This window comes from Halobacillus litoralis (assembly GCF_020524085.2).
GTDB classification, from domain to species: domain Bacteria; phylum Bacillota; class Bacilli; order Bacillales; family Halobacillaceae; genus Halobacillus; species Halobacillus litoralis_E.
This window is the reverse complement of the sequence record NZ_CP129016.1, coordinates 2,774,090-2,800,511: the sequence shown is the minus strand read 5'-3', so window position 1 is coordinate 2,800,511 and position 26,422 is coordinate 2,774,090. Positions and strand designations below refer to the sequence as shown.

Annotated in this window: 32 protein-coding genes and 1 riboswitch; of the genes, 5 read left to right on the top strand and 27 right to left on the bottom strand. The window is 42.2% G+C overall.

The features are described from left to right. Positions 1–526 precede the first annotated feature (526 nt). The 8 genes from fni to prsW form a co-directional block, all read right to left on the bottom strand. Complete coding sequence (fni, locus tag LC065_RS14320; protein ID WP_226589832.1) at positions 527–1,549, bottom strand: type 2 isopentenyl-diphosphate Delta-isomerase; 1,023 nt, start codon at positions 1,547–1,549, stop codon at positions 527–529. 67 nt (positions 1,550–1,616) lie between these two features. Beyond that, a complete protein-coding gene (rpsA, locus tag LC065_RS14315; protein ID WP_371933340.1) occupies positions 1,617–2,759 on the bottom strand; it encodes a 30S ribosomal protein S1 in 1,143 nt (380 codons plus the stop codon). 103 nt (positions 2,760–2,862) lie between these two features. Continuing rightward, positions 2,863–3,444, bottom strand: coding sequence for a lysophospholipid acyltransferase family protein (locus tag LC065_RS14310; RefSeq protein ID WP_226589834.1), 582 nt, complete (start codon positions 3,442–3,444; stop codon positions 2,863–2,865). Beyond that, positions 3,441–4,127: a (d)CMP kinase gene (cmk, locus tag LC065_RS14305; protein WP_226589836.1), complete on the bottom strand. Its 687-nt coding sequence runs from the start codon at positions 4,125–4,127 to the stop codon at positions 3,441–3,443. Before cmk ends, LC065_RS14310 begins: the two co-directional genes overlap by 4 nt. A gap of 122 nt (positions 4,128–4,249) precedes the next feature. Next, positions 4,250–4,912 (bottom strand): flagellar brake protein, encoded by a 663-nt coding sequence (locus tag LC065_RS14300; RefSeq protein WP_306163505.1) that lies wholly within the window; start codon positions 4,910–4,912, stop codon positions 4,250–4,252. Positions 4,913–5,020: 108 nt separating this feature from the next. After that, entirely contained in the window at positions 5,021–6,268 is a 1,248-nt protein-coding gene (gene ypeB / locus LC065_RS14295) for a germination protein YpeB (RefSeq protein WP_371933339.1), read from the bottom strand. Positions 6,269–6,372: 104 nt separating this feature from the next. Continuing rightward, positions 6,373–7,230 carry a spore cortex-lytic enzyme gene (sleB, locus tag LC065_RS14290; protein WP_226589844.1) on the bottom strand — a complete coding sequence of 286 codons (858 nt, stop codon included), beginning with the start codon at positions 7,228–7,230 and terminating at the stop codon, positions 6,373–6,375. Between the two features lie 246 nt (positions 7,231–7,476). Then, positions 7,477–8,136, bottom strand: coding sequence for a glutamic-type intramembrane protease PrsW (gene prsW, locus LC065_RS14285; RefSeq protein ID WP_226589846.1), 660 nt, complete (start codon positions 8,134–8,136; stop codon positions 7,477–7,479). A 91-nt stretch (positions 8,137–8,227) separates the two neighbouring features. Between prsW and LC065_RS14280 the strand changes: the two genes are divergently transcribed. Beyond that, complete coding sequence (locus tag LC065_RS14280; RefSeq protein WP_226589849.1) at positions 8,228–9,196, top strand: asparaginase; 969 nt, start codon at positions 8,228–8,230, stop codon at positions 9,194–9,196. 70 nt (positions 9,197–9,266) lie between these two features. Here LC065_RS14280 and LC065_RS14275 read toward each other — a convergent pair whose 3' ends face one another. The 8 genes from LC065_RS14275 to LC065_RS14240 all read right to left on the bottom strand — a co-directional run bounded on the left by LC065_RS14275 (position 9,267) and on the right by LC065_RS14240 (position 16,788). Continuing rightward, positions 9,267–10,241 (bottom strand): YpdA family putative bacillithiol disulfide reductase, encoded by a 975-nt coding sequence (locus tag LC065_RS14275; protein ID WP_226589852.1) that lies wholly within the window; start codon positions 10,239–10,241, stop codon positions 9,267–9,269. Between the two features lie 239 nt (positions 10,242–10,480). Further along, complete coding sequence (locus LC065_RS14270) at positions 10,481–11,761, bottom strand: Glu/Leu/Phe/Val family dehydrogenase (protein WP_306163503.1); 1,281 nt, start codon at positions 11,759–11,761, stop codon at positions 10,481–10,483. Between the two features lie 153 nt (positions 11,762–11,914). Further along, complete coding sequence (locus tag LC065_RS14265) at positions 11,915–12,835, bottom strand: D-alanine--D-alanine ligase (protein WP_226589854.1); 921 nt, start codon at positions 12,833–12,835, stop codon at positions 11,915–11,917. 247 nt (positions 12,836–13,082) lie between these two features. Beyond that, complete coding sequence (locus tag LC065_RS14260) at positions 13,083–13,664, bottom strand: genetic competence negative regulator (RefSeq protein WP_226589856.1); 582 nt, start codon at positions 13,662–13,664, stop codon at positions 13,083–13,085. 343 nt (positions 13,665–14,007) lie between these two features. Further along, the gene (locus LC065_RS14255) at positions 14,008–14,907 is read right to left on the bottom strand and encodes a MerR family transcriptional regulator (RefSeq protein ID WP_226589859.1); all 900 of its coding nucleotides are present in this window, start codon (positions 14,905–14,907) and stop codon (positions 14,008–14,010) included. Between the two features lie 96 nt (positions 14,908–15,003). Further along, positions 15,004–15,771: a metallophosphoesterase gene (locus LC065_RS14250; protein WP_226589862.1), complete on the bottom strand. Its 768-nt coding sequence runs from the start codon at positions 15,769–15,771 to the stop codon at positions 15,004–15,006. A 377-nt stretch (positions 15,772–16,148) separates the two neighbouring features. Continuing rightward, complete coding sequence (locus LC065_RS14245) at positions 16,149–16,595, bottom strand: CBS domain-containing protein (RefSeq protein ID WP_306163502.1); 447 nt, start codon at positions 16,593–16,595, stop codon at positions 16,149–16,151. Positions 16,596–16,608: 13 nt separating this feature from the next. Beyond that, on the bottom strand, positions 16,609–16,788 hold the full coding sequence (locus LC065_RS14240) for a CBS domain-containing protein (protein WP_306163501.1): 180 nt from the start codon (positions 16,786–16,788) through the stop codon (positions 16,609–16,611). A gap of 124 nt (positions 16,789–16,912) precedes the next feature. On the opposite strand from LC065_RS14240, the gene LC065_RS14235 reads away from it, so the two are divergent. Genes LC065_RS14235 through LC065_RS14225 form a run of 3 tightly spaced genes read left to right on the top strand, consistent with a single transcriptional unit; the run spans position 16,913 to position 18,003 of the window. Further along, positions 16,913–17,134: a spore coat associated protein CotJA gene (locus tag LC065_RS14235; protein ID WP_226589867.1), complete on the top strand. Its 222-nt coding sequence runs from the start codon at positions 16,913–16,915 to the stop codon at positions 17,132–17,134. Further along, positions 17,131–17,400, top strand: a complete 270-nt coding sequence (locus LC065_RS14230; protein ID WP_226589869.1) for a spore coat protein CotJB — start codon at positions 17,131–17,133, stop codon at positions 17,398–17,400. The genes LC065_RS14235 and LC065_RS14230 overlap by 4 nt, the downstream gene beginning before the upstream one ends. Before the next feature lie 33 nt (positions 17,401–17,433). Continuing rightward, complete coding sequence (locus LC065_RS14225) at positions 17,434–18,003, top strand: manganese catalase family protein (RefSeq protein ID WP_226589872.1); 570 nt, start codon at positions 17,434–17,436, stop codon at positions 18,001–18,003. 3 nt (positions 18,004–18,006) lie between these two features. On the opposite strand, the gene LC065_RS14220 is transcribed toward LC065_RS14225, so the two are convergent. From LC065_RS14220 to LC065_RS14195, 6 genes are all read right to left on the bottom strand, one after another. Then, complete coding sequence (locus tag LC065_RS14220) at positions 18,007–18,318, bottom strand: hypothetical protein (protein WP_226589874.1); 312 nt, start codon at positions 18,316–18,318, stop codon at positions 18,007–18,009. Continuing rightward, positions 18,311–18,907 (bottom strand): CPBP family intramembrane glutamic endopeptidase, encoded by a 597-nt coding sequence (locus LC065_RS14215; RefSeq protein ID WP_226589877.1) that lies wholly within the window; start codon positions 18,905–18,907, stop codon positions 18,311–18,313. The genes LC065_RS14220 and LC065_RS14215 overlap by 8 nt, the downstream gene beginning before the upstream one ends. Next, positions 18,904–19,287: a RecQ family zinc-binding domain-containing protein gene (locus tag LC065_RS14210; protein ID WP_306163500.1), complete on the bottom strand. Its 384-nt coding sequence runs from the start codon at positions 19,285–19,287 to the stop codon at positions 18,904–18,906. The genes LC065_RS14215 and LC065_RS14210 overlap by 4 nt, the downstream gene beginning before the upstream one ends. A gap of 139 nt (positions 19,288–19,426) precedes the next feature. Beyond that, complete coding sequence (locus tag LC065_RS14205; protein ID WP_306163499.1) at positions 19,427–19,822, bottom strand: helicase-related protein; 396 nt, start codon at positions 19,820–19,822, stop codon at positions 19,427–19,429. Further along, complete coding sequence (locus tag LC065_RS14200) at positions 19,815–20,345, bottom strand: DEAD/DEAH box helicase (protein WP_306163498.1); 531 nt, start codon at positions 20,343–20,345, stop codon at positions 19,815–19,817. The genes LC065_RS14205 and LC065_RS14200 overlap by 8 nt, the downstream gene beginning before the upstream one ends. A gap of 61 nt (positions 20,346–20,406) precedes the next feature. Then, the gene (locus LC065_RS14195; RefSeq protein WP_226589881.1) at positions 20,407–21,477 is read right to left on the bottom strand and encodes a YpbB family protein; all 1,071 of its coding nucleotides are present in this window, start codon (positions 21,475–21,477) and stop codon (positions 20,407–20,409) included. 131 nt (positions 21,478–21,608) lie between these two features. On the opposite strand from LC065_RS14195, the gene LC065_RS14190 reads away from it, so the two are divergent. Then, the gene (locus LC065_RS14190; protein ID WP_115823726.1) at positions 21,609–21,860 is read left to right on the top strand and encodes a ferredoxin; all 252 of its coding nucleotides are present in this window, start codon (positions 21,609–21,611) and stop codon (positions 21,858–21,860) included. Positions 21,861–21,899: 39 nt separating this feature from the next. On the opposite strand, the gene LC065_RS14185 is transcribed toward LC065_RS14190, so the two are convergent. The 5 genes from LC065_RS14185 to LC065_RS14165 form a co-directional block, all read right to left on the bottom strand. Next, a complete protein-coding gene (locus tag LC065_RS14185) occupies positions 21,900–22,349 on the bottom strand; it encodes a helix-turn-helix transcriptional regulator (protein ID WP_226589884.1) in 450 nt (149 codons plus the stop codon). A 222-nt stretch (positions 22,350–22,571) separates the two neighbouring features. Continuing rightward, a complete protein-coding gene (locus LC065_RS14180) occupies positions 22,572–23,798 on the bottom strand; it encodes a hypothetical protein (RefSeq protein ID WP_226589886.1) in 1,227 nt (408 codons plus the stop codon). After that, positions 23,785–24,327 carry an RNA polymerase sigma factor SigX gene (gene sigX / locus LC065_RS14175; protein ID WP_226589888.1) on the bottom strand — a complete coding sequence of 181 codons (543 nt, stop codon included), beginning with the start codon at positions 24,325–24,327 and terminating at the stop codon, positions 23,785–23,787. Before sigX ends, LC065_RS14180 begins: the two co-directional genes overlap by 14 nt. A 753-nt stretch (positions 24,328–25,080) precedes the next feature. Continuing rightward, entirely contained in the window at positions 25,081–25,593 is a 513-nt protein-coding gene (locus LC065_RS14170; RefSeq protein WP_226589890.1) for an ECF transporter S component, read from the bottom strand. Positions 25,594–25,599: 6 nt separating this feature from the next. Next, complete coding sequence (locus LC065_RS14165) at positions 25,600–26,001, bottom strand: DUF4430 domain-containing protein (protein ID WP_226589894.1); 402 nt, start codon at positions 25,999–26,001, stop codon at positions 25,600–25,602. Between the two features lie 209 nt (positions 26,002–26,210). After that, a riboswitch (cobalamin riboswitch) is annotated at positions 26,211–26,389 on the bottom strand. Positions 26,390–26,422: the final 33 nt, after the last annotated feature.

The window sequence follows — 26,422 nt, the reverse complement described above, 5'->3', positions numbered from 1 at the left end:
CTACCCTGGTGTGATTAGTATAAAGCGCTCTATCACAAGCTTACAGCATGCTGGATAGCGTTCTTAGAAATCCATTCCATTCGAATGACAACGTGCAAAAGCAGCTTATTCCAAAAGTGGTTTCGGGATACTTATATGGCGAAGGGGCGGAGGGGAATGGCGAGACTCCTATCTTAAGTGTGCAGGCGCCTCGATCAGCGGCGTATGGACTGGACTGAGCTGGCGGAGATAAAGGAAACACGAAGAACGGAGTGATTCGATGTTGACTTATCATATAGAAGCGAGGGAAGTCTCACTAGCCGCTAGGCGCCGGAACCGGATATTTAAGAGGAAAAAAGGGCATGGTGAGACCCCACAGGACGCAGTCCGAGGAGGCTCACCGCGCTCACGCGGAAAGCGAGCCATTCCCCGCAGCCCCCATCCACTCAACAAAAGTCTCGAAACTGAGTCTTCAAGTATAGGGAGCTTATGTTAAATATGCATAAGAAAATCTACAAAAAAAGCCTATGACAGATTTGTCATAGGCTTAATTCATTCTTTGGTCATACCATTGTTTTGTATAACCGAACAGAACGTGTGCTTTTCCATTCAATTCTTTAGGTTGGAGAGCATTTTGAAGCATCATAGCTATTTTGAATTCATGTAGGACATGATGAATTTCTTCGATTAAGGCTTCTCTTCCCTCATTGACTAGTACCTTTAGCAGTGACCCGGCCATACCAAAACCTTTTGCTCCAAGCACCATAGCCTTTGCTCCGTCAAGGCCGTTACGAACCCCTCCTGATGCGAAGACATGCAAATCATCCCGTATCGATGCCTCAAGGACAGACACTGGAGTGGGGATGCCCCAATTGTTGAACGAAGTGTACGCGCGCTCACGTCTCATGTTCTCCACTTTAGAGAAATTCGTCCCCCCTCTTCCGCCTACGTCAAGGTGGCGGACTCCCATTTGATAGAGTGTATCAGCCGTTTCTTTAGACATTCCATAGCCCACTTCCTTCACAATTACCGGAACATCGATATAATCAAGGATGTCTTGAATCCTATGCATCCGATGTGTAAAGTCACGATCCCCTTCAGGCATAATCATCTCCTGAAGAGTGTTGATATGAATTTGGAGGGCATCGGCATGGAGCATGCGAACTGCTTCTTTTGCCTGATCTAAAGTAGCCTCACTCCCCACATTGGCAAAGATGATTCCTTCAGGATTCATCTCTCGAACAATTTCATATGTTTTCCGTTCTTCTGCATTTTTCAAAGCTGACATTTGAGAACCGACAGCCATCCCGATTCCTGTCTCTTTTGCTGCTAGAGCCAAGTTACGGTTGATCACCATGGTCTCTTCTCCGCCCCCGCCAGTCATCGCATTAACAAAAAGAGGGGAACTTAAATAAAGTTCCCCTACTTGTATATTCATTTGTATTTCCTCAAAATTGAGACGAGCAAGACTTTGATGAACAATTTCGATATCATCAAAATGATTATGAATCTCCCGCTCGTGACTGATGGCATGGCGGATATGGTCAATCTTTCTTTTAGATCTGCTCATATCCATCCCTACTTTTTTAAAGCTCAACAAGTTCGGTTCAAAAACCACCATTTAATTGTTCAAGAGCTTATTTTTTATATTTATCAAGTTTGTCGCCAATCATGTCACTTAATGAGAATCCTGAATTGTCTTCTTCTTTCTCATACTGTTGGATTTCAGCACGAGCCTCGTCACGCTCCAACTCTTTCATGCTTAATGAAAGACGTTTAGCATTTTCATCAACATCCAGAACTTTCACTTCAACCGTTTGTCCTTCTTCTAACACTTCATCAGGTGTACCAATATGGCGGTTGGAAATTTGAGAAATGTGGACAAGGCCTTCCACTCCTGGGAACACTTCGACGAAAGCACCGAAACTTACAAGACGACGAACCGTTCCTTCAAGAGTTTCACCAGGGTTAACTTTTGAAGTGATATCATGCCATGGTCCTGGTTGTGTAGCTTTCAGTGAAAGAGAAATTCTTTCATTGTCACGATCGACAGAAAGCACTTTGACTTTAACTTCTTGGCCCTCTTCTACAACATCAGATGCTTTTTCGACATGCTGATGGGATAACTGGGAGATATGTACAAGCCCGTCAATACCTCCAAGATTTACAAAAGCACCAAAGTCTGTCAAGCGTTGTACAGTACCCTCGATGACTTGTCCTTCTTCTAGAGATTGTAGCACTTCATGCTTCTTCGCTGACTCTTCTTGTTCAACGACTGCACGGTGGGAAAGGATAACACGATTTTGTTCACGATCCAATTCCACGACTTTCAAGGAAAGGGTCTTTCCTTTATAGTCTTCAAAATCTTCAACGTAATACGTTTCAACCAAAGAAGCTGGAATGAATCCACGCAGGCCAATATCAACCACAAGGCCGCCTTTAACAACATCTTTAACTTCAGCTTCAAAGATTTCTCCGCTTTCGAACTTAGCTTCTAGATCTTCCCAGGCTTGATCCGCATCTACGGCACGCTTAGAAAGTACGATTTCATCATCTTCCACTTTCTTCACTTGTAGAGTGAGCTCATCTCCCTCACTCACCGCGTCTGAAGCTTTTTCTACATGAAGGCTGGATAATTCACTGATAGGTACAATACCTTCGACTTTATATCCAACATCTACGAGGACCTGTTTTTCTTCAATCTTCACGACTTTACCAGTCACGATGTCCCCTGCAGAGAATTCTTTCATTCCAGATACTTCTTGATTCATTTCATCCATACCAAGCTACCTCCTTCAAATTCCGACACAACCTAATAATACAGAAATGCCCTTTTGTCTAACTTCTAATATTTAGAGCATTTTGTCAAGTGATTACGCCTCATCATTGATGAATTTTATTCAATTGTCTGATTTCTTCCATGATCCGATCAGTAACAACCTGGGCAGAAGCCTTCTGTTCGCGATATTCCGACATATCTATCGGTTCACCATAGACCACTTTCAGTTTCTTGAACTTTTTGTATGGACCGATAATCGCACAAGGAACAATCGCAGCTTCGGACCTCAAAGCAAAGAAACCAGCCCCGGCAAGACCTTTACCGATTTCCCCGTTTTTTTGCCTTGTCCCTTCAGGAAATAGTCCAAGGGCATGACCCTCTTTCAATACATCCAGGCCTTTTCTTAGAGCGTTTCGATCTCTCATGCCACGTTTGATCGGAAAAGCATGGACTTTTTTCAATATACCCCCAATTACTGGGTTTTTAAACAACTCTTCCTTCGCAAGGAAGTAAATATTCCGACTGCTCGTGATACCTACAACCGGCGGATCCAGGTTGGAGATGTGGTTGGAACAAATAATGACTGGACCTTCTGCAGGAATGTTCTTTTTCCCGACAATTTTTATTCTGTACATCGGAAATAAGACAATGCTGCACAAGGCTTTCCCTAATTTATATAAATTCATCCCTGCTCCCCTTTCTCCCAGTTCTTTTTCACGATATTTAGTATCTCTTCGACTACTTGGTCGATATTCATGGACGTTGTATCGATCTCGATGGCATCTTCTGCTTTAACTAAAGGGGCAATTTCTCGATTGGAGTCGATTTCATCCCTTTTTCGGATTTCTTCCTTCAATTGCTTCAAATCAGAGGGAAAGCCCTTTTCAAGGTTTTCTTTATGACGCCTCTCTGCTCTTTCTTCAACAGAGGCAATCATAAAGATCTTCACTTCTGCATCTGGAAGCACATGGGTTCCAATATCGCGGCCATCCATGACCACACCCTTGTCCTTGACGAGTTCCTGTTGTCTTTGCACCATTTCTTCACGCACATCTTTGTGTTTAGCGACGATTGACACTTGATTAGTGACCTCTGCTGTTCTGATTTCCTCAGAAACATCGCGTTGATCGAGGATGACCCTTTGTCCGGCATCACCTTGAATAAGGTTCAAATCAGATTGACTTAGAAGCAGAGCCAGACCAGACTCATCTTCAAGCGAGACTCCACTTTTTAATGCCTTCCATGTCAATGCTCGATACATTGCACCTGTATCCACATAAATAAATGATAGCTTTTCTGCGACTTTTTTTGCTACAGTACTTTTTCCGGCTGCCGCTGGGCCGTCAATGGCAATTGTCATTGTGTTCATACGATCCGTATCCTCCATCTGTCTTATCAAAGAGAAAACGCACTGGCACAGCGCGTTTTCTCTAAAATTTTTGCTTAATGATCACAGTCAAGAATAACATAATTCTACTATGAAAATCCATTTTATTTGAGTGCTCTCATTCGTGACTGCATTTGCTGGTCGAAACAATATTTAATAATCCATTGCCTATCCTTTTCATGAATATCAATAAATTCAATAGAAACCCTTTCAGGCTGGGAATTTTTCGCTGAAATCACTCGGGTCACCTTACCCTTTGCCCATACGTAATGGGTTTCTCCTGTGTTCATAGGAAGGACCAGAGTCAAGTCGATCTTTTCCTCTTCCATTAACTTTTCAGAGGGCAATTGTTTTAACATGACGCCTCCTCCACTAATATCATTCGTAATTGTAGGAAAGGAACAAGTACCCCTCCCTACAGCCACATCGACAGAAGCGTCGACACGAACATATTTGCGTCTTTGGACCCTATTCAATTCTTCCATACCATGAAAAAATAAACCGATGACTGGGATATTCCTTTTTTCCCTTGATATTACCTCTGTCTTAAACCAATAAACAGATTCGTCCTGACCGACGAAACTTGCTTGGAATTGTGTGCCATCCAGAAAAAAACCTGTCCTTCCGGTCTTATTATGTACAGGATAATCAATGTAAATTTTACCATCTTCAAAGTCCACCAATTTACACTTGTATTGATCAACTTCATCAACTTCCGATTTTCTTAACTTTAGCGTCAGAGGTGTCCCCACCTTCAAATTCTGCATCATGCTCCCCCTCAATAAACATGATCATATTATCTCATGTCTCTTAAGAAAAAGGAAGATGTTAGGTCTAAAGACACAGAAAAAGAACCCTGGTCAAAGGGTTCTTTTTCAGACTTCCTGATTGAACTTCATTTCCGCTTTCTTCAACGTTTCCACTTTTTCTTCTTTTCCATTGGTCGCGTTAATGAAAATCCGATAGGTCGTATTTTCCATCGTAGCAAGAAATTCGTAACAAAGAACTTGTTCGTTGACATCATTTTCAATCACAGAAAGGTGATCCTCCTGGATCTCAACATTCGGGTTAACTTTCGTTCTTGCTTCTTTCAACGATATTTCAGGTTCATTTAGTTCTCGCTCACTATGGAAATTATAATATTCACGCGCGCTCATTCCCAGCACTTCGCCATTATCAAGCGCTATTTTCACCACAACTGAATCAGGGAAGAACCTGACATCATTTTGCGTGTAGAGAAAACGAAAAACCCCCATGTTGTCATATTGGTTGCTTTCCACAAGCTCTAGATTAGATATTTCCAAGTCTTCCGCATACTCTTTGGCTTTTTCAGATGCTTCATAAAGTGAAATTTTCGGCTCTCCCACTTTACGGCTGATCATAATGGTCAAAGGATGTCCTCCTTTTTCCGTTAAGTCAATGTACCCATTCTTATCACCGTCTTGGAAGGAAGCCGTGTACATCGGTACATCGGCGCCTTTCCCAGACTTTGTTACCGTGAGTTTATCGGTAGATACTTTTTCCAGCCATTGACTGGCGATTTTCTTCGCTTGTTTTTCATCAATCTTTTCACCTTTAAGGTGTCGGAAGCTTTTCTCCGGGCCGGAGGAACCAAGACTTGTTTTCGTCACGGATTCTTCGAAACCATCCACCGATTTTTCGACGGTCTTGAATCCATTAACGATCGTATTATCTCCAACTTCATCATTAGTGGTCAGGGCAAGTTCAACATCCATCCACCTTAGATTATCCTTCATTACGACATTTTGTACTTTTCTTAGTTCTCCTTCTATTTCACCCGACTTTTTGTGAAGTTCTTCAAGTATTTGAATCTCCTCTTCACTAAGGGGTTTCTTTTCGAGATCCCGTACGGCTGTCCGATAAGTAAACTCACCGATGTCGTGTAAGAATTCTTCCGTTTTATTGAAAGGAAGAAGCGTCAGTGGCAGTTGACCTACATCTGAACTTGCATCAGAAGAAATTTTCCATATTTCAGCGAGTTGAGGTGATAACCGGTTTCGAGAGTTCATGGCTAAACTTGAACCGATTTTGTCATGGAGAAGATCCACATTGTAAGTCAGTTCATGAAATGCTCGTTGATAGCTGTTTTCAGCTTGAATCAAGACAGCATTTTTGTCCTAGTTCTCTTTATATCCCCATATACCTGCACCGATCGTTGTTATACTCAGTAATATGATGGCGATCCATTTTCCCATACGCCCACCTCCTATTTACAGAAAATATGTTTGCCGATTTGTTTGATTTGTGGCCTTGACCAGATCCAATCTGATGTCGCTGTAGCCGGATTGAAATAGTAAAGGGCCTGACCAGAAGGATCCCAGCCGTTAATGGCATCCATGACTGCCTCTTTGGCCTGCTCATTAGGTTCCAGCCATATTTGGCCATCAGCTACAGCAGTAAAAGCACGAGGCTCAAAAATGACACCAGATGCATTGTTAGGGAAGGATGCACTCTTGACCCTGTTCAATATGACAGCTGCTACGGCCACCTGGCCTACATAAGGCTCTCCGCGAGCTTCACCGTAAACAGCGTTCGCCATCAACTGTATGTCATTCTGCGAATAACCACTTGGAACATTGACGGCTGTCGGTTCCTCTGGTTGTTGCGGCTGCTCGTTTTGTTGTTGTTGTTGTTGATTTTGCTGATTTTGCTGATTTTGATTTCCTTGTTTTGTTTGTTGAGACTTCGGAGTGCCTCCATAATGCGTAAAATCATTACCTTTTTTGATCTGTTCTTTCACATAACCCTCATCATAGTTGCTTGCTTTATTCAGCTTATTTTTTACTTCCTGCCCTACTAGTCCATCAATTTCCAGACCGAATTCATACTGAAAATTACGTACCGCCCAGTAGGTTCCCCAACCGAAAACTCCATCAATTTCTCCATTGTAAAACCCTAAGTATTGCAACCTGGATTGAAGTTCAATGACATCATCACCTGTGGCCCCTTGCTGAATGACCTGATTTGAGAAACCTAGGACAGGTTTGACATAGGTCAACTCTGATAACGGGAAAAGCAACAAGGCTAGACCCAAAAAAACGACCATCGTCTTCTTCCATACCATCCAATATCCACCCCTGACCCAAAAGTTTTGTTATAGGGGTAGTTTTTAACAGAACCAAAAGATTATGCATATTTTCATTTCTACGCCCAACAACTTTAAAAGGCATGATATTCATCCACACCTTTTATATAATCAAGACTCAGTTCCGAGCTATCCACAAACCTGATTTTTTCAATATTATTTTGAGTCAGAAATAATATTTAGCCATCATTTTTAATAAAAAAAGAACAGCTCGATGGCTGTTCTTCATGGTTTTAATAATTTTTCATGATGCTGATTCGCTATTTTGATCTTACGAAACCCGATAAGCCACAAAATAATCATAAAAGGGGTAATCCAGTACATCCATGTCATTTCTTTCACGGTAATTATATAGTCATACATGACGTGTAATCCGACGGGAATAGCCAGACCTAACGCTAGACACCAGTTCGAACGTTTCGTTCTGAACTTGGCTTTTCCCATGTAAAATCCCATTATGATACCAAAAAGGGCGTGTGATGAAACTGGAAAAACAGCACGTAATATGGCAATTTCAATTCCGTTTTGAAAGATATAGATGATGTTCTCTATCGTTGCAAATCCTAAACTGATGGCCACCCCGTATATGATCCCATCATAATGATGATCAAAATCAGAGTGACGATACGCCACGAATAACAAAAAGAACCATTTGAAGAATTCTTCAAGCAATCCAGCGAGGAAAAAAGATTTCAGGAATGAGGAATGAAATACGTTTTCAGTTTCGAAAGCATATTGAATGAACATGATAGGAAAAACCATGATTACGCCTATGATGAACATACGGATAATTAACGGAAGGGGTTCTAATTCGATCCGTTTACTTAAGTATATAAATGTCATGATGGCCACGGCAGGAGATATAGCGGCAGTCAAAATGGCCATATTTCTCAACCCTCTCTCTTTCTTTCACCTACGTTTCATCGTATCATGAAGGTATGAGAAAAGGAACATTTAAATGGAAGATGGTGTAAGTATGAAGCGTATACTAGTCATCCACACGGGTGGCACAATATCTATGAAGGAAAACAAAGAGACAGGTGAAGTGAACACGTCATCCAAGCATCCTTTGGATGAGATCTCCACCATGCTGAAAGGGAACACGGTCATAGAAGACGAAATTTTGTTCTACCTCCCTTCCCCGCATATCCGACCGGATCACATGCTGAAACTCGGGCGGTCCATCCATGAGAAAATGTCCAGAAAAAATTATGACGGCATCGTGATCACTCATGGTACAGATACGTTAGAAGAAACCGCATATTTCTTGGATCTGTTTTTGCAGACGAGAAAACCCGTAGTCGTCACCGGCGCTATGCGTTCAAGTAATGAAATTGGATCAGATGGTCTGTATAACTTATTAAGCGCGATCAGGGTAGCCAATTGTGACGAAGCGCAGGACAAAGGTGTACTTGTTGTCATGAATGATGAAATTCATACAGCTAAGAACGTAACTAAAACAAGTACGAGTAATGTAGCGACATTCCAAAGCCCCCAATATGGTCCAGTTGGGATTACTACAAAAACGGAAGTCTTTTTCCATCATAAAATGACACGTCGTGATTCTTATCCTATTCAAGATATAGGAAAGCAAGTGGCACTCATCAAAGCTTACGCAGGCATGGATGGGACTTTGATTGATGCCGTTCGGGAAAGCCAAGTGGATGGACTTGTCATCGAGGCTTTAGGACAAGGGAATCTACCACCAGAAACGGTTGATGCTTTACAGCGTACTCTTGGTGATGCCATTCCTATTGTGCTGGTCTCGCGATGCTATCAAGGAATTGTCCAGGATACATACGGTTATCCAGGTGGTGGTCGTCAGCTGAAAGAAATGGGAATTATTTTTGCGAATGGTCTTACTGGTCCAAAAGCTCGCATTAAACTGATGGTCGCACTTGAAATGACCACAAACATGACGGAACTGGAACATATGTTCAGCTGAGGAAATCGATGATTCAATGATCGTGCCTAAATAAAAGCCTGGAGTCCATGGACTCCAGGCTTTCTAGGGTTTATTTAGTTGTAACGGCTTTTGCTATTTTCCCTCCATGATGACGACCATTTTCAATAAAGATTTCATTGTTGTTATATCCAGCTGCGATTACACCTGCGATATAAATCCCCTCGACATTCGTCTCCATTGTATCCTCATCAAATGAAGGTCTACCTGTATCTTCATCCATTTCTACTCCCATTTTAGTGAGAAAGTCATGATCAGGACGGTATCCAGTCATAGCAAACACGAAATCATTTTCAATTCTCTTTACCTCGCCATGACATTCATAGACAACTTCATCTTTGGTAATTTCTTTAACGTTCGCACAAAATTCCATGTCTATGATGCCTTTTCTGACCAATGCTTCGAATTGTGGGAGAATCCATGGCTTTATACTTTTCGAGTAATCTTCACCACGGTAAAGAACGGTAATGTGAGCTCCTGATTTTTCTAATTCCAACGCCGCATCGGCTGCGGAATTCTTGCCCCCAACAATTACAACGTTTTTCTTGTAATACGGATGCCCTTCTTTAAAATAGTGCTTCACTTTCGGTAACTCTTCACCTTTAACATTCATATAGTTCGGTTGATCGTAATACCCAGTAGCAATAATGATTTGGCTCGCACGGTAACTCTTTCCTTGTCCGTCTCTTGTTTCTGAATGGATGATGAACCCATCCTCATTGCGTTCTACCTCCGTTACTTTTTCATACGTATTCACTCGGAGGTTTTCTCTTCCTGCGACTGCTCTGTAATAGGCCAATGCTTCATTGCGTACTGGCTTTTGGCGCTCTGTAATGAAGGGGATGTTCCCTATCTCTAACTTTTCACTCGAACTGAAAAACGTCTGGTGTGTAGGATAGTGATAAATTGAATTGACGATGTTTCCTTTTTCTATAATGAGTGGTTCTATTCCTTCTTTTTGCAATTCGATGGCTGCACTCATTCCGCATGGTCCACCACCGATGATAATGACTTTTTCTTCTTGCACGACCAACACTCCTCTTTCATTCCCAATACAGGTCAATCCTTTAATTCAATCCTATATCATTCTGGTATGGTTTCCATGTTACAAATTCCCAAATAGTGCTCTATACATTTACTGGTTATGTGTAAAATACCGAGTATGCTCATATTTTGGGAGAAGTACCTATCATGGAGAATTATCTTTTCATAAAAAATGAATCTCCTACCATAACCATGATAGGAGATTGCATTATTAGAATCAAGTTAGATCCATCCACGGAATCTCGAAGCTTCCGCCATTTTTCTAACCCCGACCATATAAGCGGCAAGTCGCATATCTACACGACGCGTCTCAGCCGTACGATAAACGTTATCAAAGCCTTTAACAATGACTTTATGAAGCTTTTCTTCCACTTCTTCTTCTGTCCAATAATATCCCTGGTTGTTTTGGACCCATTCGAAATAGGATACAGTCACTCCGCCTGAGGAAGCTAACACGTCAGGGACAAGTAGAATTCCACGTTCAGAAAGGATTCTTGTGGCATCCAATGTCGTAGGACCATTGGCTGCTTCTACAACGATGGTTGCTTTTATGTTATGGGCATTATCTTCCGTAATCTGATTCTCGATCGCTGCGGGTACGAGAATGTCACAATCAAGCTCCAATAACTGTTCATTTGAAATGGTATTTTTGAATAGATTTGTGACTGTACCAAAGCTGTCACGGCGATCTAATAAGTAGTCAATATCCAGTCCATCTGGATCGTGAAGTCCACCGTAGGCGTCTGAAATCCCTATCACTTTCGCCCCGCGGTCATGCATGAATTTCGCCATGAAACTTCCTGCATTACCGAAGCCCCGGACCACGACTCTTGCCCCTTCTACGTTGATTCCTTTTTTCTTGGCCGCTTCTTCTATACATATGGTCACACCTTTGGCTGTGGCTGTTTCACGGCCATGTGAACCACCAAGAACCAGGGGCTTCCCTGTGATGAATCCAGGATTGTTGAATTCGTCAATCCGGCTGTATTCATCCATCATCCAAGCCATAATTTGAGAGTTAGTAAACACGTCTGGTGCAGGAATGTCTTTTGTAGGGCCTACAATCTGACTGATGGCACGCACATACCCACGACTGACTCCTTCAAGTTCACGGAAGGACATTTCGCGTGGATCACATACGATTCCCCCTTTACCTCCTCCATAGGGAAGATCAACGATTCCTGCTTTGAGACTCATCCAAATAGAGAGCGCTTTTACTTCTTTTTCAGAAACGTTCGGGTGGAAACGGACGCCTCCTTTAGTTGGACCAACCGCATCATTATGCTGGGCACGATAGCCTGTGAAGATCTTAATCTGATCATTATCCATACGAACAGGAATTCTTACCGTCATCATTCTTACAGGTTCTTTCATCAACTCATATACTTCATTAGGATAACCTAATTTATCTAGTGCTTTTTTAACCACCGTCTGAGTGGACTTTAACACATCAAGTTTATCGTTATTTTGGTTTGCAGAATCTGTTGGCTTATCGGCTACCATCCATTTACCTCCTATATCAATCCATTCGATTAGGGCTCGTTCTTCAGTGATTAGTATACACGTTCACTACTAATTAGGAAAGCTGAATGCGGCTTTTTCTAACCGTTTTCAAAGAAAAATTGTAAACGTTTACACTTGTGTGGCTTTATTCTATTACGATAGCTCTACGAATTTTTGGATAAGGTCGTCATAACTTAAGCCGATTGCCTGAGCAGAATCAGGGAAAAGGCTCGTTGGTGTCATTCCCGGCAAGGTATTCACTTCTAAAATGACCGGTTCTTCATTCTCATTAATAATGAAGTCAACACGCGAATAAACATCACAACCAAGCAGCTGATGAGCCAAGACGGCGTCTTGTTGCAGTTGAGCTGTCAACTTTTCACTCACTTGGGCCGGTACGATATGTTCACTGCCTCCTGGTTTATATTTTGAATCAAAATCATAATAATCATTCTTAGGAATGATCTCTATTACAGGAAGAGCCTGTTCTTTTCCTTTATACCCCATTACAGGTACGGTTACTTCTCTGCCTTTAACGTAATCTTCAACTAGAATCATAGAGTCAGAATGTGCAGCCATTTCGATCGCCTGGCGTATATCCTGTTCCTTTTTGACGATAGTTAAACCTAAAGTAGAACCTTCTTGATTCGGTTTTATGACGAATGGGAGAGTGAACGTCTGTTTGATTTCATCTTCAATCACGGAGAATTGACCGTGGTCTGTAACATCAAACACTTCACTTTTCGCTGTGTGTAAACCATTCAAGGAAAAGATTTGCTTGGATTTAGCTTTGTCCATGGCCAGGGCTGAAGCTAAAACTCCTGAACCGACATAAGGTATGCCGAGCATATCTAAAAGCCCCTGAATCTTTCCGTCTTCACCAAAACGTCCATGCAGCCCGATGAAAACCAAGTCCACATCCAACTTCAGTACTTCTTCCATTTTTTCAGGAGAAAAGTCGATCGGCGTAACATCGTGTCCCTTGTTCTCCAATGCTTTAATGATTCCCTTTCCAGTTGAGAGAGAAACTTCTCGTTCCCCTGATGTACCACCATATAAAACCGCAATCTTCATTTGTTACACTCCATTTCATAGACCACTAAATAATAATTAACTTACACCAACTCTTATCTTAACATGTTCCCTTTCAAGCTTCTATTTAAAAATAAAGCTCCGGACAATTTTTAATCCTCTATAAATTCTAAGCCTCTAACTCCAACATTTGTCCAGATTGTGTGACAAAGTTTCGAGACAAGTATGAGTCAGTGACATCTTAAGTCATAAAAAAAGAACGACTCTTATGAAGCGTCGCTCTTGCAGTTTATGAAAAATGTTTATAGATGGTTCGACATGCATCTTTGTCCATGATTTGTTTTCCATATTCAATCAAGCGGTGCGATGTTGCTGCTGTAGCGGAAGCGAACTCAGACATTAACGCAATGACTTGATCTTGATCTAAATGAAAGATATCTTCATCTTCAAGAAGCATATAATAGGATTCATGATAAAAGAAAACACTGCCCCCGGTTACATCCAGCTGATAAAGTTGGTGCCCTGCTCGGATGACATGTTCGAAGTCTTCAAAGGAGAACATCATTTCTTTACTTTCATCCAAAGTGACCTTCATTTCAATGTAATCTTCATCGTCTTCTATATCGGCGGGCTCTGTTTTCGTTACGACGACTAACATGCCTTGCGCTTGCAGGAGATATACCTGCACCAACAGGACACCTGACAGTTCCACACCTAGTTCTATGCCTGCATCATACATCATATCGCTGAAAATGCGATGCACTCTAGGTAAATCACTCCAAAGCTCCTCACGAGACAATCCCCGATCCATCAGATCATCAAACGTAAGGAAAATCTTAAATTTCTCATTTGTCATTCTTTCCACTCGCACATGATCGCCCCCCTGTCACGATGTGTTATCTATATCTTATGATGACTGATGCGATTATGGCACCTTTTTTCAAATTATATCTAACGATTTGGGCGTGGGCAAACATTTTCCCGCTCCCCTTCAATGGTTATGTAAATGAACCATCCTCTCAAAAGGTTCATAAGCTAACTTGCTTATACACCACCCTTAAGTCTTCAACTGGTCGGACAGTAATCTCAGAAAGGCGCAAACATACCGGCATCCTTCCAATGTTAATAATGGAACGGACCCTTTTAACAAGGTTCCGTTCCATTATTAAGCGTTTATTCAGTTTCAAATTAAAAATTAATTATAGAAACAAACACTAGGTCGCTTGTAACCAACGTTCCCATGCTTTTTTTGAATTCCCTACAATAAATGGCTGGATACGTTTTTTATCGAGCTCAGAAAGGCGGTCATAAGCATATCCACCAAGACCAATTTTCAAGTCAGGGTATTGTTTTTGTAACGATTCTGCGAGCCTTACCGTAATGGGAATATTTTTTTTGAGCGTACAGGACATAAACATGTACATCGGTTCAATCTCATCAATGACAATATCTATATCTCCACCAGCGATACTTTGGCCGAGATAAATGACGTCATATCCTTTACGTTTCAAGAACAGAGCAAAGATGAGCAGCCCTAATTCATGCCGTTCATTAGGGCCACACACAAGCAGAGCTTTTGGCAGCATTCCATCCACTGGAATAGACAACAGCATCATACCTATCCTTGAACGAATAAATTGGCTGGCAAAATGCTCATGAGCACTCGTGATCCGGTTTTCCTCCCATAAATCACCGACTTTTACAAGAATAGGACCAATAATATCAATAGCAACTGTTTCTGGTGTAAATAAACTAAACGCATGATCCAGATGACGCTGAGCATCGTTCTCATTGAATGAGAGCAGGCTGTTAAGCAGATCATCTCCAATTTTATCCAGCTCATTTTTGTGTTCAGAGTGATCCGGTTTCGACAGCGCATCTTCGTTACTTTCTAACAAAGATACAGCCTGCGATATAGTAAATCCCTTGTTCACTTTTTCCATTAGCCATTTTAAAATTCGGACATGATCATCGGTGTAGAGACGATGGCCAGCCTCATTTCTTGATGGGCGAATCATTTTATATCTTCTTTCCCAGGCACGGAGCGTACCCGGCTGAATTCCCAATAACTGTGACACAGCTTTAATGTTGTATTTTGCTTTCGTTGTCGCCATAAGTCTGCCTCCACCCGTCCATTTTCCTTTATTATATAGGATGTCAAGAATGTGTGTAAAATTTCAATATTCTCTTTATATGTTTAGGAGGTTGATTTAATTTTTGGGGGTTAATTCAATCCAGTGGCATTCTGCTTGTGTTCCTAGACGTAGTGGCAATAAGGATGTTCCATATCCCTCACTTACGAGAAAAGATTGGTTTTCATTGATCTGCCACCCGCCCCGTTCATAAGGTCCGAAGCCTAACAACCGGATTTGTCCCCCATGTGTGTGTCCACTCAAAACCATATCAAACCTTTCCTTGGACCCTTGGTTCATTCGTTTAAATACATAAGGGTCATGTACGCAAAGGATCTGCAAACAATTTTGATCCTCTAAGTAAGAAGCATTTCGGTTAGGTTTCATGAAATAGGGATCTAGAGCACTCAATACAACGGCCGTTCCGTTTGGTAACTCTACATACTCATCCTCATTTGAAAGGGGGGTGACTTCTTCTTTAATCAAGTCATCCAAGAATGATCCATATTTCCACTCATGATCGTTATTACCTGGAACGAAATAAACCGGTGCGCCCCATTGTTTTAATATGGATAGGTTGTGCATGAAACGTTCATAAGATGTCCGTTTATCTACAAAATCCCCACCGATCACTACAATATCGACGGTGTTTATTTTTTTGAACGTCGCTTCATTTAATATTCGATTATGTATATCACTTATGAATAGTAGTTGTACCCTTTGATACGCATCCAAACCTTTACAGGGCAATTGCTTTTCTTGTAAATGATCGTTCTCTGACAAAAAATACATATAACCCAACACGATGAGTCCACCTAACAGGACAATGATCAGCGCCCCTATCATATGTGCACCCCCTCAGTATAGTATTAGAACTCTTATATTATCATAAACGCCCAAACTTTATAAAATGTACCCCTATGAAAACCTTACGTTTCATCATACAAAGGGAAAAGTCATCAGGATATTAAAATATGGAGCATAAGATATGGTTGACAGAGTTCAAGGACTTAGGTGGTAAGGGCAGCGTTGGATTCTGGTCATAGCTTTGCTCGCAAGTATGATTCTTACCCTTGCATTCTACAAAGGCCCTCTGGCAAAAGAAAAATTATACTGCACCAAACCTGCATATTAGAAAAAACCGCTCATGATTACACATCGTGAGCGGTTTCGTTATCTTCCTATGTCATGTTTTTAATATGAGGCATTAACGTATGATTCACTCACACGTTCTTTACGCTCAGAATTCTAAAACCCGTCTTTTCGAGTTTCTTAGTGAATGCTTCAATATTATCGTTTTCTTCAATCTTCAAAACAATTCTTCTGGCAAGCTTATCGGTTTCATCGAAAGTGGCAAGTGAAATCACGTTTTCATGATAACTCTTGATAATATCCCCGAGCCTTTCGATCCTTCCTGATGACTCTTCAGACGTAAAGGCAATCCTTACTCCTTTTTTGTTGACCCCAAATGCACTTTCGAACTGTTCTATGACGTCAAACCTTGTGACGAGACCGAGAAACTTCTCAGATTGGTTGACAACAGCCAGTACAGAAAAACCTTTGAACATAGGCAGCGTATGTTCGAAAACCTCTTCATCGTGAATATAATAATCTTTATGCATGGCAACATCACCAGCAGTGGTCTCATTAAGAAACGTTTTTCGATCCATTCCTTCTTCTGAATTAAAATAGGGCCCGAAAGATGATCTCTTTAGAAACCATTCCTGTGAATTGACCCGATTTCAAAACAGGCATGGCCTCAATATCTTTCTCATCAAGCACTTTCAAGATTTCTGAAAGTGAAGTGGATGATTCCGCCGTGAAGGATTTGTGGGCGGGTTTCATAATACCTTTAACAAACATACACTCACCTCTTCTTTTGATTTACACGGTAATAATTTCGCCATCAGCCGTCTAATATCCTGCCTGGGTCGAATAGGACAAGGAAGGGACACATAAAATTCCAAGGAAAAGGATGTGATTTAGGATGTACACACCAATCAAATGCTACCAGCCATACCGTGGCCTTTTCGATCCTTGTCCGCCTAGAGGGACGATTTGTTACCAAACACCTCCCAACCTTTATCTGGGATTCCAGCCTCCAAATTTGCAACAATTCCCTATTCAAGAAGCTTTGTATAAAGGAACTCTTTGGCCGGCATTGTACGATCCATACCCTACACCTTCAGAGAAAGGGGCAAAACGATGAAGCAAACGGCCAACCCTGCAAAAGACCGGTATGCTTTAATGGAAAAGATTCAGATGGTGGATTTCGCTTTGGTGGAACTTACCCTTTACCTGGATACCCATCCACAGGACACTCAGGCAATCCAGCAGTTCAATCAGCTTGCCGTTGAAAGCAGGGATCTAAAATCCGCCTATGAGCAGCGCTTTGGGCCATTAAGGCAGTACGGGGGCAGTTTTTCAGGGTATCCATGGAATTGGGGCGACAGCCCGTGGCCATGGCAATTATAACCCTTCATTCATGAAGGAAATAGGAGGGCGCTTATGTGGTATTACGAAAAGAAGTTACAATATCCGGTGAAAGTAACAGAATGCAATCCGAGACTTGCCAAATATTTGATTGAACAGTATGGAGGAGCGGACGGCGAATTATCCGCAGCCCTTCGTTACTTGAATCAGCGGTACAGTATACCGGATAAAGTGATCGGACTTTTAACAGATATCGGGACAGAGGAATTCGCCCATTTAGAAATGATTGCCACGATGATCTATAAACTTACCAAGGATGCTACACCGGAGCAGATGAAAGCAGCTGGACTTGGTGCGCATTATGCAAGCCATGATCATGCTTTGTATTACAATAATGCAGGCGGAAACCCATGGACAGCCACTTACATCCAGGCGAAGGGAGATCCGATTGCTGACCTCTATGAGGATATTGCCGCCGAGGAGAAAGCCAGGGCGACCTATCAGTGGATCATTAACATGTCCGATGACCCTTGCTTGAATGACAGTTTAAAATTTTTGCGTGAAAGAGAAGTGATTCACTCCCAAAGGTTCAGAGAAGCGGTTGAAATACTTAAGTTCGAAAGGGATCGAAAGCAATTTTTCTAAAGGTCATCGCTCTACTGTGATTTGTTCATGGTAGGGCGATTCTTCTATGACGGCCGGTTCAGGAAAGGTTTGTCCGAACCACACGTCCCAATAAGGATAGGATAGGATCACAATGATCAAAATAAGAAGGATGACAAAGAGGAAGCGCATCCAAATCGCATTCACCTTCCATCTCGTCTTTTCTTTCTTTCCTTCATGTACATCTTTTCTTGGAGGCAGATCCAGGATGTCTAACTCTTCCCTTTCAAACCCTCGCTCCTTTGTGTATCCCCTCAAGTTTTCTGCTTGATCTTCTGATGAATGCTGATCACTCATCGACTTCCCCCCATTTTCCGAAACGTATCCAAAAAGCTAATACAACATCAATAAGGAAATGTGCCAGGATGGTCACAAGTAAATTACCGGTCACCTCATACATATAACCGATAAAAAAACTGACAAATAAAACCGAAACCAATAACACGATTTTTGTTAAATAACGGATATGCATAACGGCAAAGAGGACACTTGCAATAACATATCCAAACTCAGCATGCAGGACCCCGCGGAATAACATTTCTTCACTTACCGCAACCAACAAAGTAATCCCTATAATACTTAAGCTGGAACGATTTTTGAACACTTTGACATTAATCCCGCCATCATCGTACATCCTTTGAGGTAAACGATACACGAGAAAAAGGTCGATGAGAAGCACCATAAGTCCTGGGAGGAACCCATAAACCAACAGTTCGTTCACGTGAAAATCAAATTGACTGCTCCAATCGGCCCAAAACGCGTCAAAAAGGAATACACTTCCTATGAGTGCAAGAATCAGTATACTCAACTGAGTTAGAACCAATTGTAATGTGATTTCCCGGTCGTCCATTTCCATAATCAGTTCTGATTGACTCTTTCGTTTCATAAACCGACTCCTTGTTTAAAAATAAGCTTTAAGCGATCTTCCCAGCTGAATGTATCATATGTTTGTCTCTCCTCTTGGAAAGATAGCTCATCTATGTTGAAATCACATTCGTCGCAGCATGGGACGGTAGGCGTTCGGATCATGTCCTGAAACGGTTTATACAACGCTTCTCTGCGACAATCGGATACATGAATCCACCTCAACATTTCATTCAGTTTGTTGTGTTTATACTGCCATCTCTCCTCTAAGAAGCGATGAATTTCTTGAATGAGTTCAGGGGTCACGCCTATTAATCTCCCGCCATGCAACGCGCCCTCTTCTTCTAATTGAAACTTGATAAAGTTCCATTGTGATTCGGATAATTCAAAACGTTCGATCATCACATCATCTTCAGGAACTTCTTCTCCTTGATTTTTCGTTAAAAAGGAAAATACCTGTTGAAGGTCATTCCTTCCCGGTAATTCACTCTGTATGAGCCTTTGAGGTAGAAAATGGTCCTGACGTGTATAGAGCAGAAGGCTAACAGCCGCTCCTCCGTCCCGTCCTGCCCTCCCGACCTCTTGAATGAAGGATTCTAATTGAGGGGGCAAATGGAAGTGTAGGACGATCCGTATGTCTTTTTTTGTCTACACCCATTCCAAAAGCACTCGTGCAACAAATGACATCCAATTGATTATTCATGAATTGCTGTTGCACCAGCATTCGATCTGTTTGCTCCATACCACCATGGTAAAAAGCGACTCTCTGCTTTAAACGGTCCCTTAGTTCAAAACTAACCTTTTCCGCCCACTGCCGGCTTGAAAAATAGATCATCGTTGGTGCCAGGTTCTTTTTGAGCAATTGAACAATCCGTTCCGTTTTTTCTTCAGGACTCGTGCATTCTTCAACAGCAAAACTAATGTTTTGTTTATCCATCGGATAGATTCTTTTTTTTCATGTGAGGAAGTCTCAACTTTTCCCTGATGTCCTGCTGCACATCAGGGGTAGCTGTTGCACTTAAAGCCATTACGGTTGGGTGGCCAAGGTCTTCGATGGTCTGGTGAAGCTTGAGATAATCTGTTCTAAACTCGTGTCCCCACTGAGAAATGCAGTGGGCTTCGTCAATAACAAAGAGATTGACATCGATACGATTCAATCGCTGCTGCAACCAATCGTTCTGCAACATTTCAGGTGATATATAAACAAGAGAGTATTTATGAAGGTTTTTTAATACAGCACTTCTTTCAGGCTGATCCATGAAACTGTTCATAGCCGTAACTGCCTTAAAACCAGATGCTTTCAATTGCTTCACCTGATCCACCATTAATGATATGAGTGGGGAGACGACAAGTGTTGTACCACCAAGGATCCTGGCAGGAAGTTGATAGCATAGCGATTTCCCTGTTCCGGTAGGTAAGATTCCTAATACATCGTTGCCCTCGAGAACATCTGTAATCACTTCTCTCTGCCCCTCCCGAAATTCGTTAAAGCCGAAATTTTCTTTCAGTACTGAATTTAGATCATACCTCATCCTGTGTCATACCTTCCTTTATTGCGTGCTGTCCTTTCGCTAATGCGAGGCGCAATTCAAAATAATCATATTTTCCTTCCAGCGCTTCATAGATTTGCTTTAGCTTTTTTGTATTCATTTGACTTCCCATTTTATTGATCTCTCGTACGTCTTCCTCACTCAAAAAAGACGTGATTGAAAAATCCGGGATGATTAAAGCGGATTCTACGATGTGGTCTTGGATGGTGCTTTTTTTCAATCTCCTTACATTCATAATTTCCTGCAAGCTCAAGCCTTGCTTCATATATTGATACGTTTTTCTAGCAGACCTTGTAATCAAGTTTGTCGCATCGAGCCCTTTCGTACAAAGGTGCAGGACAGGGTAGTCATCCTTTTTCGTTTTGGATTCAAGAAACAAATAATAGTGAGTATGTTGCAGCATGAGCTCGACATCTTCTACATTCAACGTGAACTCCCTTTTGAGCTGATCGATCGTCATGCCGATCACTCCACCCCCTGTTAAGCGATGGGCGAACAAATCAGCTTGTTGTGAGGGGTGTTTTTTTAGTAGGTGGTGAATCTCTTCATACATCGATTCTACCATCTTCGGCAATTTATCCTGGAATTGAAGATAAACCGTACGCACCCATTTCTGTGTGGCGAAATCATCCACGATGGGTACATATTGGTGAATGCCAGCATTGGTGTTCGCCACCGTCTGTAACAGAAGATAGACTCTCTTCATAAAAGTAGGAATGACATCATGCCAGACCATACCTTCAAAGTATTCTAGTTCATAAACAGGAAAGGAAGACAATTGCCGAATTCCTTCAGGAGTTATAGAAGGGAAAGATTGTTCATTGATTTGAATACACCCGTCATGAACCAGCTTTTGAACCTGTGTTCCCAATGTCTCGCGCTTTAGTGATGGATAAACACCGAAAAGCATATCAAGCTCGTATCCTTTGGCATCCTGTAATGTTTGCGATGACCGCTTGCCTGTCAGTAAGTGATAGATGCCCGAGACTGTACGCTCCCCTCTGAATCGATCCACACATGTTAAAACCAAATGACCAAACATCTTCTCCCCCCTTCCCGTACGTGTTCAATATGGTTTAGTTGAAAACCACTCGTGTGCGATTTACAATAAACGTTGTACTTATGTATTCAATTCCTCGATCATACAGAAAGTCTCATGAAGGAGGTCGTTCTATGGCCAAATATACCATCGTAGATAAAGAGACCTGCATTGCTTGCGGGGCCTGCGGTGCTGCTGCCCCTGATTTATATGATTACGATGATGAAGGTATCGCTTATGTCGTCCTTGATGATAACGAGGGTACAGAGGAAGTTCCGGAACTGTACGAAGAAGACATGGAAGATGCGTTGGAAGGGTGTCCTACAGATTCTATAAAAATTTCTACTGCTCCATTTCACGGAGACCCTTTGAAATACGAAGAGTAATGTACCTCGTGACCAAAAGCCCCTTGAAAAGGGGCTTTTTTATTTGACTAGTTCTTCAAAACGGATTTCCGCCTCGGTCCGATTAATGGTAGAAAACAGACGATAATCTTCGGAATCAATGATTCTATAATGGTGACTAATCAGGTTTTGCTGAAGGATGTAGTTTTCCCCTTCTGCAATCGTCTGCCACCATACCTTCCCGCCAAGCGTCTTCTTCCCTTGAGGCTCTACTTGCTCATGGGCAATGGTTTCTACGATTTCTACAGGAGCATCACCTAACACGCCTTTCAAAACATCGCTTTCTTGAAAAAGAGCACATATGGCGACAACAGTTGTCCAGCCAGCCAAAGTTCTTTGTTTTTCAATTTGGACAAGAGTCTTTTTAGATAATCCGAGAATATCTGCCATCTTGTCCTGCGTATATCCATGCTCGACACGAATTAACTTTATTTTTTCAGATACCTTTTTGCGCACTTCCTGTTTATCCATTACCTATCGTCCCCTTTACTACGTTTCTCTATTTTAACACGAGCAAGAGGGGCAATCCTAGAACAAAGGCTCTGGGAGCGTCCGGTTAGACAAGAAACATAGAAGTGGAAATTCAGTAGAACGGTTGACTCCCTCGTGCCGCTTATATGGCCAGCAACCGCCCTATCATTTCCTAATGAATATAAAGAACCCTCTGCAATCACCGCAGAGGGTTCTAAGTCATTACTCCACAACAGGATTAATTCTTTCCGGAACATCGATTGGCTCTTCAAGATCATAGGTGGAAAACTCACGTACGTTGATTCCGTTGAACTTGACTTTTTCAAAACCAAACTGTCCTGCTGTTGCAAGGATAGCTTCAATCATAGTCAAAAGCTGCTGTTCACTTGCCCATGATTCATGTTGAAGGTTGATATTCACTGTTTGTTGATCTACTGTCGTGGAAGTGAACTGAACATGTTCCGGCACGGCCGGCGTCACAAAGAGACCGTTGCCTTTTTCTTTCATCAATGAAAGAGCATCACGGAACGTTGGAGAATCCTCAACAGAAATAGGAGCTAGTAAACGTTCAGATGAATCTTCGTATTGATACAATTGAAAGATGTACTCTCCTTGTTGAATAACAGGAACTTCAGACATTTCTCCGTAGCTTCCCAGAGTGACAGGGTTCCCTGATTCTGTTTGAACCGTGATTTCTTCCAGTTGAAAGTTAGCCAAGTCCCAACGGATGCTTTCTATGATCGCACTTGCCCACGCAGCACCACTGACAGTGAAATCATCAGGAAACGTAACGACAGCCGAACCTTGTTTTTCATCCACCTCATATTCCAGTTCACTTACAGCCCTCTCAGCTAAACCGTATTTCTCAGGTGAGAATGCGCTGGACTCCTGCTGACTCTGGAGCGTAGGAAGGATGACTTCCGCATTTTTCCCTGGATAAGAAAGCGTAATAAAACTCCCTTCGTCACTTTTTAAGACCAGTGATTCAAGCTCGGTCTCAGACGATTCCTGTTCTTCTTGAAGGTTTGATTCACTCGCTTGTGATCCTTCCTCTTCATTTTCTTCTGGAGGGAGACTTTTCTCTTCGCTGGAGGGTTCGGCTTCCTGGACTTCAGCGCTTTCCTCTTCCCCCTCTGTAGTAGGTGCATCAAGGGAAGGACCCGTTTCCTGATTTGCTGTGGAAGATTCTGTACTTTCATTCGCATGATCGGCAGAATCTTCTACGGTAAGCATTCCATTGTTACTAAAAAAGACAGGAATGAACACAGCAAGTACCAGCAAAACAGCGATCGTAGCTAACCCGGGAAACACCCATGGAGCTACTCTCCTTTTTGGTGTATGAACGCGTGAAGAAACCTTTTGGTAAAGCATATCTTTCGATTGGCGGTCTTCCATAGAAGGGAGCTTCCCTAATGCTTTTTTGATATCTTCGTCGTTACGCTTCTTCACGGTCTCCCCTCCCTTCTTCCATGTCTTCAAGTATTTCCTTAAGAGCTTTCATGGCTCGATGTTGAGTCGTCTTCACTTTACTCTCACTCCAGCTTAAGATTTCTGCTGTTTCTTTTATAGACATCCCTTGAATGAAACGGAAAATCAACACACTTCGCTGATCAACCGTACATTTATCAAGAGCTTGATAGACTTGTTGAATTTCATCATTCTGCACGGCAATCTCTTCAGGCATTTTGTTCTGGTCTTTGATTTGCTCCCCTTTCTCACTCCAATCAAAGAACTCCATGAATCGGTTTCTCTTTCTTTTTTGTTTGCGGAAATAATCAATGGCTACGTGCCTGGCTATGGAAAACAACCATGTTTTCTCTGAGCTTTTTCCATTGAATGAATCATATGATTTCATGACCCTCACATATACATCCTGAACCAAGTCCTCAGCAAGACTTCTGTCCTTGACCATATAGATAAGAAACTGAAACAGGTCATGGTGATAATTTTCGTATAGTTCATCAAAGAACGTTCGCAATGGTGGTACCTCCTGGTTCACTTTAATAGTCGCTTTATGTATGAAAAAAGTTACACTATCTATCTTAATATGCAAAAAAAGAAAAAGGAACCGCGTTTTCGAAAGAAAATCCCCTGCCGAATACCTCTACCCGACCTTCAACTTTAGCTCCCTATTCTTGAAGACTAAGTTTCGAGATGTTTGATGAGTGGCTAGGGGCTCCGGGAAACAGTTCGCTTTCGATGGGGCGGGCGGTGAGCCTCCTCGGACTACGTCCTGTGGGGTCTCACCTGTCCCACACGTCCCATAGGAGTCTCACCGTTTCCCTCCGCCCCTTTACCTTATATGTCTCTCGGAAGCACTTATAGAATAAGCAGCTTTCCGGCTTTATGGAAGTGTTAGCGTTAAGCTTCTACCTTATGTGTAATTGAATTCTAAAAACCTGATATAGAACACTTTATGCTTATTAAAGCGGGAGAGTGGAAAAGAGAGTCCATCTGAGAGAAGGGGTTCGTTCATCACTTCCATTGAAAGGGGTGGTTGGGAAGCTGTGAGACTCCCGTGGGAGAAAGGAGATAGGCGAGATCCCTAAGTACGGAAGCCCACCCGCGGAAGCCCGCACACAGGAAAGCGAGTTGCTTCCCATCACCCCTGACTCTCAATACAGCAAACGAACCCCGAAACATCTCACATTCGAGTCTTCTACAATCCTAACATTAACTTTAATAAATGAGAGGATTAAGATAGCAAAAAAGCTACCCTTGGTTTGGGTAGCTAAGTGACTTTTGATATGGCGTTTCTTTTTTCGTAGCGTTGGAAAAGTGTTCCGAGTATTGGAGATAGCGCCAATATGAACACAGTATTAGAAACCGCATGATTGATATCCATCGGGAGGCCGGCTAAATAATACGCCCAAAATGGCTGCCCTGCTGCCCTCATGGTCAAGGAAAGAATGACGCCGAAGAAAAGTCCACTGACAAAGCCATAGATGGAAAGCGCCCAATGCGGCAATTTAGACCAATATTTCCCTAGCAGTCCAGCAATAATTCCTATGATTGACCAGGCGATAATCTGCCAGATCGTCCAAATCCCCATCCCCAACAACACATTGGATACAAAAGTAGTGAGCAGAGCAATGAGAATTCCTGCACTAGGCCCGAGCCAGAAGCCCGCAATAATGATAATGGCGGTCACCGGCTGGATGTTCGGAAAATGGGCTAAAGCCATCCTTCCTGCTATGGCTAAGGATGCGAGCATGGCTATCAATGTAAGCTTATAGGTATTCATCATTCATCATTCCCAAGATTGATAATCAAAAACGATTTCGTCTCCATCCTCTACTTCGTATTCATTTGCTCCAACCATGGCTTCATCACCGTTAATGGTGTACATCCAAGCCTTTTTTTCTTCTTGATTCCCAGCAATCCCTTCAATGCTGTTGATGAACCCTTCAGACTGTTCTACTTCATAGTTATCTTCCATGACTTCCATGAGGGTGGTTCCTTCTTCTACCGTAATTTCATCTTCAGCCATCATTTCTTCGCCATTGTTTTTAGATAACTGTACTTGTACCGTAACTTCCTGCACCTGTTCTTCTTGAGTCGCCGATGTTTCCTTTTCCTCTTGTGTACCACATCCTGCTAGTACAGCAACAGCCAGAATCATGGCTGTTAAAACAGTGTTCCATTTTCTCATAACCATCTCTCCCTTTTCTTTTTACTTCACGGCCAGGAGGAGAGAAAAGCAGAGACAACCACGTAACATGTATGGTAGACATCGTAAAATTCTTTTCTATCAAAAAAAGCTTACCCTTGTACAAGGGTAAGCTTAAGACAAACGAAAGGATAAGATCTACGTTTCATGTCATACCGATCGGTTGTCTCAAATGCTCAATCCCCGAAGCTTTGAAACATTGGATTAGGCAGGTCTACTGACTTGTGCGTCATCCTAATCAGGATCCTTCCCATGCCGATGGCACAGTGGAATTTCCTTTTCGTCTACACTTACAGTTGCGAGGACAGCTCTGGTTTTGCACCAGATTCCCTATTAAGTCTTTACAGACACCTGAATCCTCTTCATATGAAGTTTCCATAAACAAGATTACAACAATTTTCCG